The sequence below is a fragment of the Taibaiella koreensis genome (genome assembly GCF_003545715.1).
Lineage (GTDB): Bacteria > Bacteroidota > Bacteroidia > Chitinophagales > Chitinophagaceae > Taibaiella > Taibaiella koreensis.
In genome coordinates, this window is record NZ_QVNU01000009.1 from 63,399 (window position 1) to 80,251 (window position 16,853).

Below are 16,853 nucleotides of genomic sequence, written 5' to 3' on the forward strand. Positions count from 1 at the left end.
CTGTAAAAATTGCCGGTACAGATATGAAAGCTTATAAATTCGAGGTATTTACAGCCGCCATAGAACAAAACATCAGGGATGGTGTGTTCAAACCAGGGCATAAGTTGCCTTCTGTGCGGGAGCTGAAAGAGCAATACCAAATAAGTACGAGCACGATTCAGAATGGCTATGAATACCTTATTGCCCGCGGATTAGTGGAGAGCGTGTCCAAATCGGGCTACTATGTCCGTACCCGGCCGGAAGCAGCGCAGCAGCTAGCAAAGATCAAGCACCGGCCGGTTGTAAGGGATGCGATTTTCAAGCATCGTTTGGGACTCACCACTTCGCTGGGAGCCGGACGCAAGCTTTCCGAATTTAATGTGGCCGCTCCCGGCGATCTGCTCATGCCCCAGAAATTGCTGCTACGGACCATGCAGGAGGTAATCAGGGAGCAGGGCGCCAACTTGTTGCGGTACTATCCTTCAAGTGGTTCAAGCACCCTTAAAGACAACATCATCAGACGGGCGGCGCTTCATCAAACTCTGATCGATCCCGGAGCGCTGTTGGTGACCGATGGCGCGCTACAGGCTTTGTATATTGCTTTGGCTTCTGTTTGCAATACAGGCGATGTAGTGGCCGTAGAAAGCCCCTGTGTGTTTTCGGTGCTGGAAGTAATAAGGGTGCTCCAGCTTAAAGTGATTGAAATTCCGGTCGATCCCCATGCCGGGTTTGATGTTGACTTTCTCGAAAAGGCTTGCCGGAACAACACGGTCAAGGCAGCGATAGTGACGCCCAATTTCCATAATCCTACGGGATTGTCTCTGACCAACGAACAAAAGCTGGCCTTATTATCGCTCGCGCACCGGCATCATGTCGCCCTCATCGAAAACGATATCTATGGCGATCTGCACTTTCATGGACCAAGGCCATCTACTATAAAACGGTTCGACGACAGCGGCCTGGTCCTGTCCTATACCTCTTATGCCAAGACATTAGCGCCCGGCATAAGGCTGGGCTGGCTGGCAGCAGGTAAATTTATGCAACGTGCAGAGCAGGTTAAATTTGCCCTGGGCAGTACTGTTTCTCCTATATACCAGGAAACCGTAAGCAGGCTAATGAGCGGGAGCAGTTACGATCGTCATGTCCGCTCTTTCAGGATGCAGCTGGCCAGGAATGCTTATCTGGCCATCAATTTATTGTCAGATCATTTTCCCTTGGGCACTTCTTATATAACGCCTTCCGGGGGCTATAACATATGGGTGAAGATGCCCGATGATACTGATATGGACGGTTTTTACGATCGTTGCGAACGGATTGGGATACGGTTCACGCCAGGTTATACTTTTTCTTTTTCGGCCGCTTTTGATCAATATTTCCGTTTGGTCTTCGCCGATAAATTCTCTCCCCAAAGAATTGAAGCCATTAAGCTTGCCGCCCAACAATAACGTTCATCTGTACTGGTTATTTTTACAAATTGTGTATCATGTGCCACTCCGTATATGGTATTAATTTTGCCCTGTACATTGAGGCAGAACATGAGCATCATCACAAAATTTACGGTAGCGACAGAGCAGGGTGTGGAAACGCTTTTGAAGCTGACCCAAGCGCTGGCAACAGAAAAATTCTCATCCCTTATCGACCGGCATACGTTGGATCGGTATATCGTTGACCATTACAATGAAAAAGCACTGATCGGGGCGCTTAACAACAGGTCCAATCAATGGTTGGTCGTTTATGTGGACAGTGTACCGGCCGGTTATGCGTGTATCACGACCAGGGGACAAAAGCCGGAAGCGCTTGCGCATAGGCGGGCGATCCGCATTGCAGACTTTGGTATACTCAAACAATATCCCGATCCCGCTGTGGGCTTTGTCTTGCTGGAAAAGTGTCTTGCTGTATGTAAATCCGGCCAAGATATCGCGGTATGGATAAACGAATATATAGAGTATCCTTTGGCAGGGCTTTTTGAAGCCAAAGGATTCATCCGGCAGCCAGGAACTTATCGTCTTGATGAGCTGCCGCTGGCAGCAGCCTGCTGGATCGTCTGAGCCGTCCACATTACCTTCCGCGATCCCGCACTAACCAGCTTTGTGGCCCCATACAATATCCGGGGCATTTACCGGATGATGACGACCGGTCAAGTAAAAGACATCTTCGAAAATGAAAATGGATCACCGGCAAAACACTTGTTTGCCGCCGCTTACAGGCACTTTAGAGCCTCCCATGTTCCTGGTTGCTGTTTTATCGCTGGGAACTTTTATTATCTTCTTTCAGGGATTTATGGTCGCGCCCATTTTGCCGGGCCTGTCTGCGATCTTCAAAGTATCTATCCGTCATGCGAGCTTTATTGAGCCAGCTTATTTGCTGGGCTATGGTTCGGCTACACTGGTGTATGGCCCGTTATCGGATAAATATGGAAGATTTCCCGTTATCTTATTTTCCCTTACCTGCTTTATCGTATTGACAGCCTGCACCGGCTTTTGCCATTCGATCACGCAGATGATCCTGCTGCGCTTACTGACCGGTATCGGCTCCGGTGGCGTGGCGCCCATTACCATCGGATGGATCGGCGACCGGTTTGCCTATGAGCGGCGAGGCCATGCCCTCGGTATTTTTTTCGGGTGTATGGCGGGCGGTACAGCATTGGGCTCCAGCGTCGGCGCCTTATTGACCGCGGGAATGGGTTGGCAGATGCTGTTTTGGACTGTTGCGGCGGCAGGTGTCCTTGTTTTAATGCTGTTGATGGCTTACCGCAGGCATTTCCGGCAGGGTAGCAGCGCCCCGGCCGGCGGCTTTGCTACCTTATGCCGATCGGTTAAAGAGATACTTTTGCTTCCACGTGGCTGGAGAACTTACTTATTCGTACTGTTCAATGGTATGTTTCATAGTGGCGTTTTCGCCTGGGCCGGCTACTTCTTTTACAGGTATCATCATCTTAATGAGCGGCATGTAGGCCTTGCACTCCTGGGCTACGGCCTGCCCGGACTTCTGCCCGGACTTCTGCTCGGTCCGCTGCTGGGCCGGCTGGCCGACAAGTATGGCCGCAACAGGATCATTCCTATGGGCATGCTGACCGGTGCGCTGTCGGCAATACTATTGAGCATGCATTATTCGCTGGCGGCCTCCTGCATGTTTATGGTAACCTTGTCTTTTGGGTTTGAATTAACCCATCCTTTGTTTGCGGCCATTATTACAACGCTCTCTACCCAAAAGGGAGCAGCGACTGGTTTGTTTGCTTTTTTCCTGTTCATGGGCTATGGCTTGGGCAGTCTTGTCCTCAGCCTTATCGTCAACATGGGTCTGGATCAGGCATTCCGGTTATTCGGGGTATTTGCCCTTGCCGCCGCCGGTATAGCGGTAGCCGTATTTAAGGCGGAAAAATAAGACCGGAAAGCCTGTCACCTGATCCCGATGCGTTTATAGATCTGCGCGTTTACTGGTATTGTACAGGCAGATCGGAACCTTCCAGATGGTTAGACGTATGAATGCCTTCTTCCTGTAATGCCATATGAGGCAGGTCGTAACGGGCATAAGCGCCGGCTGACTCCTGCAGCAGGCCCCGGGCGGCATAGCGCCTGGTCTTTAAAAAACACCTTTTTGCCATCCGTTTGTTGGATAATACACCTCTTTGCGCATTGTTTGGTTATGTTATTTGGTTTTATTGATATGCGGAATCTTTGCGAACAAACCAGCGATCGGCAGCCTTGTATGCAGCGGGAACATCCGGTTCTTCGCCGGTAGCCCAGGCAACGATCCCGTCGGGACGCACCAGCAAGGCGCTTAGGCCCAGGCGCTCTTTGGCACTGCCAGTAAGGTACCTGATCTGGTCGCCGTACCTGTCTGCCAGCTCCTTTAACGAAGCATGACCGTCAAAGTCGATCAATAGCCCCTGGCCCTGGTGCATGCACGTACTGATGCTTGTACCACTTTCCAGAACGAAGCCGGGAACACTGCGACCGGTCAAGGGATGATCGCCACCGAGGTCATAGTGTATACCGGTACCCCAAACCCTGCCGGCAGCGTAAGTGGCGCCATCTCTTGTTTGCAGCAGATCGCGGATAATGGCGTATAGCGCACGGGCTTCCTGCTCCGGTTTCATGATCGCGACCTGTGCCCGCGACCAGTCCAGCACCTGGGCGCCAACCGGGTACCGTTCCGTATAATAGCTGTCCAGCAGTCCTTCCGGCGCGCGACCTTGCAGGGTGGCTGCGAGCTTCCAGCCCAGGTTCATGGCATCGCTCAAGCCGAGGTTAAGCCCCTGGCCGCCCAGCGGCGCGTGAATATGTGCGGCATCACCCGCTAAAAGCAGCCGCCCGTTGTGGTAGGCCGTGGCCTGCCGTGCCCGGTCGGTCCAGGTAGTTGCGATATGTAGTTCGCCGACGGTAACATCGGTGCCGGAGACGCGACGCAGCACTTCCTGCACGTGTTCAGGTGTAACAGGGGCTCCGGAGCGGTGGAATGCGCCCTCATCAAAGTCCTGTATGACCACGTAGCCTGGTTGGGATTGAAGGTACATGCCATGGGCAGTCATGTTCCGTCCCGGCAGGAGCTTTTCCGGGTCGGTAAGGTCGACCCTTATAGAGTAGCCGGTAAAGGCCGGTTCTGTGCCCGCGAAGTCAAAGCCACCGGCTTTCCGGACAACACTGCGGCTGCCATCGCAGCCTACGAGCCAACGGCTTTTAAAGGTCAGGTCGCCGGATTGAACGGTCACTTCTTCTCCTGCTTGCTGAAAACCTGTAAGCGCAAGCCCGCGCTTAATGATAACGCCAGAGTCCTCTGCGTGCCGGGTAAGCACTGTTTCCAGCTCCGCCATCTCAGAGATCAGGCTGTTACCGGTTGCGTCCGGCAGGTGATAAGGCCATTGTGTAGTAGCTACATTACCTTCGAAAAAGGGGATACCGGCAAAATGTCCGGCCTGCCTGCCGGGGCCTTGTACCACATGCATGTGGGGATTTTTAAGGTGCTTGTGTATTTCCAGTTGGTCAAACAGGTCCCGGCGATGGAGCGCCTCGATAGTTGGTGTATTAAGTCCCCGCATACCAAAGGGCATATGCTTTAAGGGTGAATCGGGGTCAGCCGCCTTTTCAAGTATCAGCACAGAGCATCGGGCCAGGGCCAGTTCACAGGCGAGAAACAAGCCGACCGGACCGGCGCCGGCTATAATGACATCGTAAAGTGCGGGGGCTTTTTCAGATTGCCCGGTTTCAATAGTCGCTTTCATCAGAGTATAATTGTAGCGCAAAATTCCGGGATGTTTCCGCCTCAGTCTTGTACAAACGCGACAAAATCTTTGGCTATCGCTTGTCTTGCATGCTTTGCTTTTCGTGCAAATGCGGCCGGCGTCGTGCCGCTGTAGCGCTTGAACTCCCGGCTCAGGTGAGATTGATCGGCATAGCCAAGCTCCTGGGCCAGGCCGGCAATACCGACTTCGGGATGTTGCCACAACCGGTTGCGTACCTGCTCAAAGCGCAGGAGCGCAGAGACATCCTTAACAGTATAGCCCGAAGATCGCTTGAACTTTCTTTCCAGTGTGCGCACTGTTGCATGTGCTGCTGCCGCTATCCGGTTTACCGGCAAGGCGCCGTTGGCCTCCTGCATAGCAGTTCCCGCTTTAAAGAGCATGCTATCCCTGGCAATCTGTGCGTGAGCATCCAGGAAATACGCCTTTACGATAGCAACCGCGGCTTCTATTGCCCCGGCCGCGATCAATGGCGCCAGGTCGGATTGAAGCCGGGCAACGGGATGCGTAAATTGACGCACGCCATCTTTTCCGGGCGGCAGGCCGAGCAAATCAAAAACAGTCCAGGGAAAACAACGGATACCGATGATCTCGAACATGCCTTGTGTGTAGAAAAGGGCAGGTTGATTGAGCAGGCCTACCATAAAAGGAGAAGACAAAGGCTGTAAACCTTCATCGGAAGCGACACTACAGGTGCTCCCGAAATAAAAGATGATTTCGGCAGAGCTGTCGGGTACCACTTCAAAAGACGACTGCTCTGCTCCGAAGTCTCCTCTGTTGTACCAAAAACACTTTATGGTATCTTGTAGTGCTTCCGGAGCTGCGAATTCCTGGTGTTCCATATCGAGAAACCGTATGTTTGGATGTGCCGGATAAGTGTTCCACCGGGCCGGCAATACCCGTTTGCCGTACGGGCAACCCTTGTTCTTTTTCCTTACACAAAGTTGCCGCTTATTTTCAACTTTGCCGCTGTTTATTTTGTATTGTGGTCCTGAAAGGACTGCGGATGAAACCGCCTGTTGCCTCCTGTACGCCGATGGCCGGCCGGGCCCTCGGGACAGCCGGGTAATTCGAACATCTGAGCGTAGGCATGTAGCGGCCTATGTTAGGGTAGGGTTGTTTCTTGTTGCCGTGCCTGCGTTTCCCAAAAGCTTTTTGCTGTAGCGACTTGCTTCAGCAGGCCACTGTCGGGATGATTGCCCTTGAGCCATTCCAGCGTTTGGCCCAGGCTGGCAACCATCCATTGTGCCAGTGGTATCTTCTTGCGTTGCATCATAAAAGACGCATCCTGAAAATAGTAGACCTCCCCTGTGTCCTTATGGACAAGAAATACCTGTACGTTGCCCGATGCATAATGGCCGGGGTTAAAGGAGACCTGAAACACATTATAACCCTGCATAAAATAGTAGGGGAAGCCGGGCCTGGGCCGGTCGGTGATCTCAAACTGCAGCGTGTCTCCGGCATTCGCCGTTCTGTATACGTCGCTTAGACTAGTATAGCGAAGACCGCGCAGCCGGTTGAGCGAATCGACCAGGTGCTGCTCATGGGGAGTGTAGGCAAAGGCATGTGGCAGGTATAAGCCGTTGCCAATATAATAATCGTTAGGGCTGTTTGCTTTTGTGTGCGGGATCACCCGGGTTCCGTTTAGCGTAATATACCAGGAATAGGCGGTATCGCTGAGCGGGATATAGCTGATGTTGCCCACTGCTAGCTCCCGCCGCCATCCGCCGCCGTATACCTTGGCATAACCATAGTGGAACATTTCCGCGAAGTCCCACCGGGCGGGCAGTCTTTTATTCCCGGAAATATCAACGAAACCTGTTTTACCATTTTCGATATAGCGGGCAAAGCCTTCCTGAAAATCGGCATCGGGGGCAAAAAAACGGTAGCCCTCCTCTTCATATCGGATATAGCCGGGCGTGTAGTAGCAAAACCGGCCCTCTCTGTTGTAAACCTCTCCCGCGGGTTCCTGGCTTGTCGCTACTGGCGCCGATAGTCCCGGGAAGAGCAACAGATCGCTTAGTATGGGCATCTCAAAGCTGTAAGGCTCGCCATAAGGGATCAAAGCCGTATCGGTACGGTAAAATACGCGGCCGGCCTTCTGCATGGCTATTGTTCGGGAGGGATCGTAACGGAAATAGGGGTGTACCGCAGGTATTATCGTATCGCCTTTGCCATTAACTACACCTACCATTGTGGTGTCCCTGTTAGGGAAATAATAAAGGGCTTCCGGCGCACGCCTGGTTTCATGGCAGCCGGAAAAAAATAGCATTGCCGTCAGGAATAGTAAGTTAAATGCAGGTCTCATTAATTCTGGTTTTAGAGGACCACATGATAGGGCTTATAGGCCGGGTTCTGTATCGTTATTGCCGGTCCGGAACCCGATAGGGCCTGTGTTTCGTTTCCTTCTTTCCTCTGCCACATAATCCCTGCATCCGTTGCAGATCACCTCCGGCAAAATACCGGCCTCCTTTATGGTCCAGGGGACGTTTTTTATAGGCCAGTCACAATCTTTGTTATAGGCTTTGTGCATTTGTGCCGTTTCATTGGTTTGTCTGAAATCGTTGCACCAGTAAGCATGGCCCAGCCGGTAATTATTAAAAAAATCGTCGGCATTGGCAAATAAGGCATGGACATAAGCAGAGGCTTTGAGGATATGTTCCCAGGCTTTTTGCTCCGGGATGATCCCGGCCATGAAGGAAGACCGGGATAGCTCAACTACCCGCTGGAGGTCGAATGCCCATACCAGGGCGGCAGGTCTGCTGCCCTGTGCTGCACCACAGCCCAGGACATACGATCCGGGCAATTGCGTGAGCTCTGCCTGCCGCGCAACCAGGGCATCCCTGTCCGGAACAGCCATGAGCTGCATATCGGCAGCGAAGCGCTTGCTGTGCAGGCCTTCGAAAAGGGCTTCTATCCTTTCGGAATAAGACTTTTCGGAGAGCACGGCCCAGGCCTGGTCGGTTCCGGCCAGCCGGTCTTCTTTTGTAGTAGGGATAAAGGTGGTGAACCGGACGCCTGAAGGTAACCTCACTTCGCTGGGCCAGTATTCCAGTGTTTCTGTCCAGCTGCCGGTGTGGTAGCCGTAATGCGCTTCCAGCTGCAGCGATTCCCGCTTTTCGGCGGGTAGCCAGCTGAGTCCTCCGGCCAGGCGGTAGTATTTTTTCTGCTCTGCCCGGTTTTTGTACAGCAGCTTTCTCATGATGCCGATCAACAAAGCCGCGCACAAGAGCACCACCGCGCCCGATACCGTATACATGGTAAGTGTTTCTATCCTGCCGATGGCCGCCAGTCTTCTGGTTACGGTAATGATGATAGCTACCGGCACAGCCACGAGCAAAATGACGGCGTACGCAATAGTACCTTGCCGGCCATTTCCGGCCGCCGGCCTGGGCCGGATAGCCCGTTCGCCCGGGTGATTCTGAAGAAAAACGGACATAGATATTGCTGTTGTGGTAAAGACATAGATGCCTATCCCGGAATGGAAATGAAAATACTACTGCTTACTTGCCGGAAGGATACGGATAGTGCCGGCGCGGCAATCGCGCTTTCAGATTGCCTGCATTAAAGTATCCTGTTTCAGGGATTCCGGACAAAGATCTGCTCGTCAAGACTGCGCCGCTTCTCACCGGAAGCGCTTACAGAAGTTTCGTCATGGGTCAGGCTCATGCGATCGTTGCTATACCATTTCAGTCCGAAGAAGTATGCCTGGCTGCCTTGCCGGATCAGGAGCTCATCGCCGACGATAGAATAGCCGTATTGCTCCGGCTCGCCCTGGGTATTAAGGGTGAGGGTATCGCCGCTAAAGGTATAGACGATATCTCCCGCATCGTAGGTGTTGGTATCATGATACTTTAAAGTGTCATTTACATAATACCGTTCTATGCTCATTTCCAGGTACCAGCTGCCTTGCAGCAGGGTATCTGTTACAGGCGGCGTATCGTTGCCGGGCGTTACGGGGTTGTCTTTTTTGCTGCAGGCGGCAAGCCCAATAGCGCCACATAGTAAGATAATGATGATCTTCTTCATTGTTGTTTCGTTTAATTGATCAGGATTATTTTATCTGACTATTCGAATAGTCAGGTTACTTTAATTTCGAGGCTATGCCTCTATCATGCCATCGCCCTGCCAGCCCAGGATATGCCCGTCGCTGGCGCTCACACGAATGAGACGGCCCTCTTTGTTATAGACCAACTGCAGCCCGTGCTCCTGTTCCCAGTCGCAACGGCATACCAGCTGCAGGTAAATGCCTTTGTCCTGGTAAGGTTCCCGGCTGACATACATATGGGTACAGGTCACGAACTGCCATACGGCTTCCGGGGCCTTCATATGCCAAAGCGCATCATCGTCCTCATCGTAGCCGATAGCATCCAGGAAGTCCATGCAATTGCGGTACACATGATGAGATATGGTCAGCCGGTCGATCGGTGTTTTGGCCAGGAAAGCGGCCAGCAGTACATCTGCTTCTGCGATAAAGGTGCTGTCTTCATTTGGGTTCAGATCCATGAAAGTGAAGGGTAGTGCCTTCCCATCCCAGAAAGGAATGGCGATCTCCTCAGAAATCCACCAGTCTTCAAAATCGCCCTGATGCAAGGTCCCGATCACCGTCGAGTCTATACTGGTTTGGGTAATCGGGACTGTTTTTTTGACAGGACGGCGTTCATTACTGAGTGCTGCAAAGGCAGCTATTCTTTCAGCTTCCGTGCGGGACGCTATATTGTTCATCTTCTCCCCGAGCTCCCATCTGTTAGTCACCCGCGTTAACTCCTGTGAGCTGATGGTCACCGCGAAATCCGAAATGTCTTTATCGTAACGGATCGATATCCCTGTATAGCTAAGGCCGGCTGGCAGGATGAAATAAGTGTAGCTCGTCGCCGTATAACAGGCCAGGCCCATACGGTAGCCTTCCGCCGGATAGTCAGGATCATCTGTACTGCAATTAAGCTGCGGATGGTACCGTCGCAGGATCATGAGCAGGCTGTCGTCCCGGCTGAAAGCCGCCAGAGGGTAATTTTTGATAAAGTCCCTTATTTTTTTTGTCCTCTTGAATAAAATATCTTCTCCGGGGTCTTCGAGTTCCCATCCGTTCATAAGCATGATCTTTTAGTATTTAGCGACTATCCGGATAGTATTTAATCTTGACCGGTTACCAATTGTCTGCAAATCTGCATTCCTCCGGCTGCTGTTTCCATTCCTTGTAAGGCATTCCCAGCTGCAGGTCGTAGCGCGGGTTATTCATATCCTTTTTATCTGACTGATCGGGAAACAGCGGCTAAGCCGGGCGGAAAGACAACAGGATATACAGAAGGGTGCGCATAGATTTTGGTTTTGATCACAATGGCGACAGGGTAGGGGCCTTATTGTTTTTTTAGAGTGAAATAGAATTCCGTTACTTCAGATGATTCCTCGATCTGCATTTTTCCTTCCATATTCCGGTAAGGTGTCTTCATCTCCGAAGTGAGTGTTGTGTGCCGTTGGTCTTCTTTAAATCCAGCGGCGTATTCATTGCCGGTAAAGGTCCAGCTGCCCCAGTGACGGATTACGCCTGGAGCCGCGGTATCTCTGTCGGTGGCGCCGAGCTCATAATAATGCATCTGTCCGCCAGGTTCATTCAGGACGGCGATATAGATATCGACGCCGGCCATACCGCTGACGTATCCTTTGTAATAGCCCGAAATGTCGGGCTGCGGCCCGGGCTCATATTTTTCTCCTCTGCAGGACAGCAATACTACGGGCAGCAATCCCATCAGGTAAAATCCTACCTCTTTCCTTTTCATACCGGTATGTTTTTATTGGTCATTTGAAACAGCGTTCCGCTCCATGCCCGATCAGCAATCGTTTTGATAGGCGCCGCCGGTTTCCTAAACATTACCTATTGATTCATCGCTATACTCCTGGTTTAATCCGTCCACAGGCTGATCAATATTTTATTGTCCAGGTAATAAGCTTTGCCGTGCGCCCCTTTGAAAAAGAAGTCGGGATTGCCGCGATAGCCCCTGGTGGTATGTGCCAGTTCATCTGATACTTCCTGATCGAGCCAGTCGAACCGGAATGCAACCCTGTTTGTATCCGGTAATAAATGACTGAGGCCGCTGAGCCGTTTAAAGGTTGCCGTATCAAAGTAGAGCAGGGCTTCTACAAAATAATCGGAAGGACCCGGAATATCGATCCGTCCTTGTGCCGCATTATTACGGAACAGGTAACGGAATTTGACTTTTTGAGGCCGGTACCGGCTAAGATCGATGAGCTTGCCCAATTCTTCTGTGCTGGTCGAAACCATTTCCGTTTTCTTCCCATCTTCCCGTATGCTGTCTCCTTGTGTGCAGGATGAAAGGCCACAGGCAAGCTGGCTCAATAGCAAAGATGTAATGCAGAAAATTTTCATGTGTTGTTATTGGTCTGTGGTGCATGCAGCCGGATGGTGAGTCCCGGCATTAAGCGAGGAATCCCATTTTCCGTTCAAAAAATTTGCCCACCAGCGGTACGGGTTTGCATACTTCGTTGGCGGCATTGATAATACCCATCACCAGCAGAATAAGCTCCAGTATACCAACGATCGTTGCGACGATGGCAATAGCCGGAACAATGAAGACAATTGCGGATGTAACTATCGACAGGATAACAAATACGATAAAAAGACCAAGCGATTGCTCCAGGTGATATTGGACCAGCTGGCTTCTTTGCGCCTGGCCCTTATGGGAGACATAGGCAATGATCCATCCGATGATGGTGAGATACGAGACAATTGCAAGCGTTTTGTTGCTCATAAAAAATGTTATTTGATGAAGAAAGAACTAAAGCAAAGATGTGGGATGGAGCAGGTGTTTACCAAAAAAGGAGCGTCTACAAAGCGTCTACAGTTTGGTTAATTACTGATTATAAAGCGTCTACGGATTTGTAACGCTTTGAGTTGACAGCAGGTGTTTCGAAGTCTTTATGTATTTTTGCCGGGTAATAAAATAAGAAAAGATGCCGCAGCAGCAGGGCTATATAAAGTGGAAAGGAAGATGGGGACGAGGGTACCGGTGGGCTGGTTGCTTTATCGGTATGTTTCTTTTTTGTAATGTTATTGCGGCGCAGTCCTTCATCGTCGATTCGCTACGGGCGCTGCTTGCTCAGCCTGGCTTGAAACCGGAAACCCGCTCACTCCTCCTGGCACAGAAGGGCCGTAGCTTGTTTGAAACCGATATGCCGGCGGCGTTAAGAGATGTGCGGGAGGCAATAAGGCTCGGGAGCACTTTTCGTGACGGACAATACCAGGCCTTCGGTCTGGCCAATATGGCCTACCTGGACGTACAACAGGACAGCCTGCTGCTGGCCCGGCGTCATATCGACAGTGCACTGGCACTCATCCAGCAGAGTGGCAATAAGGTGATAATGGGCTATGTATGGCTACGCAAGGGGTGGTTGGAATACATTGTTGAGAGCGCCGACCAGGCCACCGGTAGTCTGCTCAAGGCACTTGCCCGGCTGGAGGGGCGGGGCGCTTACGAATATGAAAGCCTTTGCTACCATTATCTGGCCAGTATTTATGCTGATCTGAAAGACGGGCAAAAGATGGAAAAATATACCCGCCTGAGCCTGGAGGCAGCTGAAAAAGCGCAGAACCCGGATGTGCTGTGCGTTGCCTACCTGGCCCGGGGCTCCTATTTTATGCAGCAGTTCCGGCTGCATCCCCCCCAAAGGCAGTTGCTCAGCGAGGCCTTGGGTTGTAATCGTAGGATACTGGCCCTGGCCCGTGTGCGCCCCGACCGCATCCTGAATCATAGTACCGTCGCCGCCGCTGCATTGAATATCGCTAATAGCTACTGGGAATTTTTTCCGGGAGCAGGCAAAGACAGCGCTGTACACTATATCAACCAGGCGCTCGAGATCGCCCGCCCCATTCGGCACGAAGAGGTGATCGCCAATTGCTACGGCATCCTAAGCGAATACGAGATCGCCGACGGCCATTATGCAGCCGCAGAAAGGCTGTTCCTGCAAGGGCTGGCCGATGTACAACAGAGCGCCAGCAGCAGCAGCCAGGTGAAAGCAAAAATGCTGCGGGGGCTGGCCACCGTGGCAGAAAAAAGTGGTAACAAAGACAAAGCGCTGCGGTATTACAAGGAATACCTGCGCTTTGCACAGGAGGCCTATGATGCCGGAAAACTGGCAATCGTACAAAAGCTGGAAGTACAGTATGAATCGGAAAGGAAAGACAGGGAGCTGGAAGTATTGCAGGAGCGCGCGGCGTTTAACCGCAGGCTCAACTATATCTATATAGGCCTGGCGGCAGCCAGTCTGCTGGCCCTGGTCTTCCTGTTCCGGTCCTACCATTTCCGGCTGCGTGCCTCGATACAGCAGCAGCAGCTGCGCGCAGAAGAAGCGGCCCGCCTGAAAGCGGAGCAGGAGCTGCTCCAGGAGCGGCAGGAACGCCTGCAGAAGGAGCTGCTGGCAGGCAGCCTGCAGGTAGAGGAGAAAAAGGACCTGTTGCATGCCTTGCGCGACAAGCTGGGTGAGCAGACCGAAGACCTGCCACTAAAAGGGCAGGTAGAGCGTATGATCAGGGAAACACAGCGTATGGACGAAGATTTTGAGCTGACCAAGGCCAGGCTTGTCGATATCCATCCCGAATTCTTTACCCGCCTGCAGCAACAAGCGGCTCATTCGCTTACCCGACTGGACCTGAAATACTGCTCTTATATCCTGATGGGATTGTCCAACAAGGAAGTCGCGTTACGGTTGGGTATCGATCCCAAAAGCATCCGTATGGCGCGGTACCGCATCAAGCAGAAGCTGCAATTGGATAAAGAAGATAACCTCGACGAGGTGATCCGGAAAATGGCCTGAGTGTTGTGCGGCTATGTGCTCTGGCTTATTCATCCATAAATTCCGTTTTCGTCTTCAGGTTCAGCCATCCTTTTTTGCCACCGGGTAAAGTGAAGCGGATAAAATCTGCCCATACTGTCATCGATGTATATACGGCGTCCTGCTGTATGGGATAAATGCCACCCAGGCCATTGCGATAGATCTTAAAAAAATCACCGTGCTTCAGCGGAACAATACTGTCAAACATCACCGGTAGCAACTGTTTGGGTATCAAGGCCCTGCCTTCATGGAAGGTATCGCGTTCATACCGGCGTAACTTAGGGTCGATGTCGGGCCATTCGGGTTCGGGAAGACGATACAACCCGTACCGCATTCCTTTCCTTATGGCCAACCACTGATAGCGTTCGCTGGATTCGAGGTCGCGGATGCATAACGGAATCAATTCATCGGTCCTCAGACCGGTATCTGGTACAATAGGGTTTTTTTGTTTCAGGAAAGGGTCACGATGTATGGTGAACAGAAAATAAGGCTTGGTGCTATCCTTCCGGTCGAGCCAATAGTTCGAGGGATCGTATCGCTGATAAGCCCCGAAATTCCCTATATATTTTTGATCCGGCCCCACGATACCCTGGTTGTCCAGCGTCACTACCGTATTGCCGGTAAGCACAAAGGCCAGCGGTCCGCTGACCGTGTAGGAACGGGCATCGGCGACCAGCAACTGCAGGAAATAGTTATACACTTCGATAGACTTTCCCTTCCGGGCAAATATAAAGGTGGCGCCCCGCTCGATTTCATCATAAGTACCGGGCAACAGGGGAAGGTTAAAGTCGCCTGTAAGGCGGTAGTGGTCGTCTTGGGTATCAAGATCGTAATAGGACTGCTGAATGGAGCGATCGGCCGACTCAAATACCTTGCGTGTACGGGAAGCATCCCGTTGCCAGGACTTATCGGCAGGAGCATGCCCGGCACTATTGCCCGGGAAGAAGTCGTAGATAAATAACCGGTCGCCATCCCTGCAGGGAATAAGATATCCCTGGTCACGATCAAAAATGGCGGCATACTTATCCTTGTCTAAACGAAGCAGGCAAAATCCCTGGGGAAAATACCGGTCGTCGGTGTCCCATTCCTTTATGGTCCCGTTCTCATCCTGCCTGGCCACCCACTTGGTGGTCTCCCTGACCAGCATCACCGAGGGCGTGCCGGGCTGCAGACTGGTGAAAATAGTATCGGCATTATCCGGCTCTTTTCTTGCTCCAAACTGGTTTCCGGAGAGGTAAGCATAGAAAGATACGCTGCTGTAGGAACGGATATGCTTTACGGGCAGCAATACCGTACCGCTATCGGATATGCTGGCCATTGTTTTGACCATGCTATCTATACGTACCGAGGGCGTATAGCCGGGAGCGGTACCGAAGCCAACGACTACTTCTTTGTACTGCTTCCCCGTTTTCTGGTAGAACAAAAGCGTTCCTTTTCCCTTTTTTATAGCAACAATGTCTACCTTACCCAGGTCCAGAAGCTGCTGCGCCGGCAAGTTGCCGGACCAGAACAGCAGTTGGAGCAGTAACAGGACGCCACATCGGGACGCCCATATCGGCAGGTAACGGCACATAATGCAGATGGGATGAGCATGGATTGCGGCGATATAGCCGCCAGGTATTTGCTGAATCCAAGATAATGCCTTTCAATCAAACCTGCAACTGATATATCCGCCGGATCGCCATCGCCTCGAGACCTCCGGGTAAGTCGGATGGTCGCTAAAACCGGATCACCAGCTTGCCGATCGTACTGCCGCTTTCGAGCTGCCGGTGCGCCCGCTTCAGGTTTTCTGCGCTCAGGCCATCGTAGGTTTCCGTAAGCGTCGTCTGCAGCAAGCCCTCGTCAAGCAGGCCGGCGATACGATCGAGGATATGATGCTGTGCTATCATGTCTTCGGTTTGAAAAGTAGACCGGGTAAACATCAGTTCCCATGAAAAGCTGACGCTTTTACCTTTGATCTTATTCAGTGCAACCGGTTCGGCCGATCCTGTAATGGAGGCAATATGTCCCTGCGGCTTAATGAGCTCCGCTATAGCATCCCAGTAAGCATTGAGATCTACAAGATCAAGGATAAAGTCGATATTATTAAAGCCGGCTTTGCGCACCTCATTCACCAGGTCTTTGTGATTGACCACATGATCGGCGCCCATCTTCAGGCACCATGCTACGCTCTCCGGCCGGCTTGCGGTAGCGAGCACGGTAAGGCCGGCGATCTTTTTGGCCATCTGTATGGCAATGGAACCTACGCCGCCGGCGCCGCCGATGATCAACACAGTCTTTCCCTTATCCCTTTCCCCGATACGGATACGGTCAAACAGGATCTCCCAGGCAGTAAGTGCTGTTAAAGGTAGTGCTGCTGCCGCTTCGGGGCTCAGGCTTTGGGGCTTTAGGCCCGCTATGCGTTCGTCTACCAATTGGTACTCGGCATTGCTGCCGGGCCGGTTGATATCACCGGCATAGTACACCAGGTCGCCGGGCCGGAACAGGCTGACCTGTTCACCTACGGCTTCTACAATACCCGTAGCGTCCCAGCCGATGACCTTTGGCTGGTCCAGTATTTTATCCCTGGCGCTGTTTTGCCGTATTTTAAAATCTACCGGGTTTACCGATATAGCCGATATTTTCACGAGCAGGTCCCTGCCCCGTGGTGCGGGCTTTTCCGTTTCAAATTCAAGGAAGCTGTCTGCTTCGTTCAAAGGCAACGATGTCTTAAATCCTATAGCTTTCATATTGGTTATTGTTATGTTGAATGTTATGCATAAAGGTACCGGCATTTCCGCCGCTCTTT

At 51.9% G+C, this 16,853-nt stretch carries 16 protein-coding genes; 4 read left to right on the forward strand and 12 right to left on the reverse strand.

Translation table 11 applies throughout. The annotated features are described in order from the left end of the window. Positions 1–23: 23 nt before the first annotated feature. The 3 genes from DZK30_RS23345 to DZK30_RS23355 all read left to right on the forward strand — a co-directional run bounded on the left by DZK30_RS23345 (position 24) and on the right by DZK30_RS23355 (position 3,363). Positions 24–1,424 carry an aminotransferase-like domain-containing protein gene (locus DZK30_RS23345; protein ID WP_118976616.1) on the forward strand — a complete coding sequence of 467 codons (1,401 nt, stop codon included), beginning with the start codon at positions 24–26 and terminating at the stop codon, positions 1,422–1,424. Between the two features lie 90 nt (positions 1,425–1,514). Continuing rightward, a complete protein-coding gene (locus tag DZK30_RS23350; protein WP_118976617.1) occupies positions 1,515–2,027 on the forward strand; it encodes an N-acetyltransferase in 513 nt (170 codons plus the stop codon). Between the two features lie 112 nt (positions 2,028–2,139). Further along, entirely contained in the window at positions 2,140–3,363 is a 1,224-nt protein-coding gene (locus tag DZK30_RS23355; protein WP_205529548.1) for an MFS transporter, read from the forward strand. 49 nt (positions 3,364–3,412) lie between these two features. Here the strand turns inward: DZK30_RS23355 and DZK30_RS26110 are convergent, their stop codons facing one another. The 10 genes from DZK30_RS26110 to DZK30_RS23400 all read right to left on the reverse strand — a co-directional run bounded on the left by DZK30_RS26110 (position 3,413) and on the right by DZK30_RS23400 (position 11,985). Continuing rightward, the gene (locus DZK30_RS26110; RefSeq protein ID WP_162903386.1) at positions 3,413–3,583 is read right to left on the reverse strand and encodes a hypothetical protein; all 171 of its coding nucleotides are present in this window, start codon (positions 3,581–3,583) and stop codon (positions 3,413–3,415) included. A gap of 54 nt (positions 3,584–3,637) precedes the next feature. Continuing rightward, complete coding sequence (locus tag DZK30_RS23360) at positions 3,638–5,200, reverse strand: FAD-dependent monooxygenase (protein ID WP_118976619.1); 1,563 nt, start codon at positions 5,198–5,200, stop codon at positions 3,638–3,640. Positions 5,201–5,241: 41 nt separating this feature from the next. Further along, positions 5,242–6,060, reverse strand: coding sequence for a helix-turn-helix domain-containing protein (locus DZK30_RS23365; RefSeq protein ID WP_118976620.1), 819 nt, complete (start codon positions 6,058–6,060; stop codon positions 5,242–5,244). 263 nt (positions 6,061–6,323) lie between these two features. Beyond that, on the reverse strand, positions 6,324–7,526 hold the full coding sequence (locus tag DZK30_RS23370) for a WG repeat-containing protein (protein ID WP_118976621.1): 1,203 nt from the start codon (positions 7,524–7,526) through the stop codon (positions 6,324–6,326). Positions 7,527–7,559: 33 nt separating this feature from the next. Then, positions 7,560–8,657, reverse strand: coding sequence for a DUF1266 domain-containing protein (locus DZK30_RS23375; RefSeq protein ID WP_118976622.1), 1,098 nt, complete (start codon positions 8,655–8,657; stop codon positions 7,560–7,562). 140 nt (positions 8,658–8,797) lie between these two features. Further along, positions 8,798–9,247 carry a hypothetical protein gene (locus DZK30_RS23380; RefSeq protein WP_118976623.1) on the reverse strand — a complete coding sequence of 150 codons (450 nt, stop codon included), beginning with the start codon at positions 9,245–9,247 and terminating at the stop codon, positions 8,798–8,800. A gap of 72 nt (positions 9,248–9,319) precedes the next feature. After that, entirely contained in the window at positions 9,320–10,309 is a 990-nt protein-coding gene (locus DZK30_RS26320) for a DUF6985 domain-containing protein (RefSeq protein ID WP_205529549.1), read from the reverse strand. Between the two features lie 266 nt (positions 10,310–10,575). Beyond that, entirely contained in the window at positions 10,576–10,995 is a 420-nt protein-coding gene (locus DZK30_RS23390; RefSeq protein WP_118976624.1) for a hypothetical protein, read from the reverse strand. A gap of 122 nt (positions 10,996–11,117) precedes the next feature. Continuing rightward, positions 11,118–11,603 (reverse strand): hypothetical protein, encoded by a 486-nt coding sequence (locus tag DZK30_RS23395; protein WP_162903387.1) that lies wholly within the window; start codon positions 11,601–11,603, stop codon positions 11,118–11,120. Positions 11,604–11,652: 49 nt separating this feature from the next. Then, a complete protein-coding gene (locus tag DZK30_RS23400) occupies positions 11,653–11,985 on the reverse strand; it encodes a DUF4870 domain-containing protein (protein ID WP_118976626.1) in 333 nt (110 codons plus the stop codon). A gap of 202 nt (positions 11,986–12,187) precedes the next feature. Here DZK30_RS23400 and DZK30_RS23405 point away from each other — a divergent pair, with 202 nt between their 5' ends. Beyond that, a complete protein-coding gene (locus tag DZK30_RS23405) occupies positions 12,188–14,047 on the forward strand; it encodes a helix-turn-helix transcriptional regulator (RefSeq protein ID WP_118976627.1) in 1,860 nt (619 codons plus the stop codon). A gap of 25 nt (positions 14,048–14,072) precedes the next feature. On the opposite strand, the gene DZK30_RS23410 is transcribed toward DZK30_RS23405, so the two are convergent. Together DZK30_RS23410 and DZK30_RS23415 are read right to left on the reverse strand one after the other, a co-directional pair. After that, entirely contained in the window at positions 14,073–15,638 is a 1,566-nt protein-coding gene (locus tag DZK30_RS23410; protein ID WP_118976628.1) for a hypothetical protein, read from the reverse strand. A gap of 145 nt (positions 15,639–15,783) precedes the next feature. After that, the gene (locus tag DZK30_RS23415) at positions 15,784–16,794 is read right to left on the reverse strand and encodes a zinc-binding alcohol dehydrogenase family protein (protein ID WP_118976629.1); all 1,011 of its coding nucleotides are present in this window, start codon (positions 16,792–16,794) and stop codon (positions 15,784–15,786) included. Between the last annotated feature and the right edge of the window lie 59 nt (positions 16,795–16,853).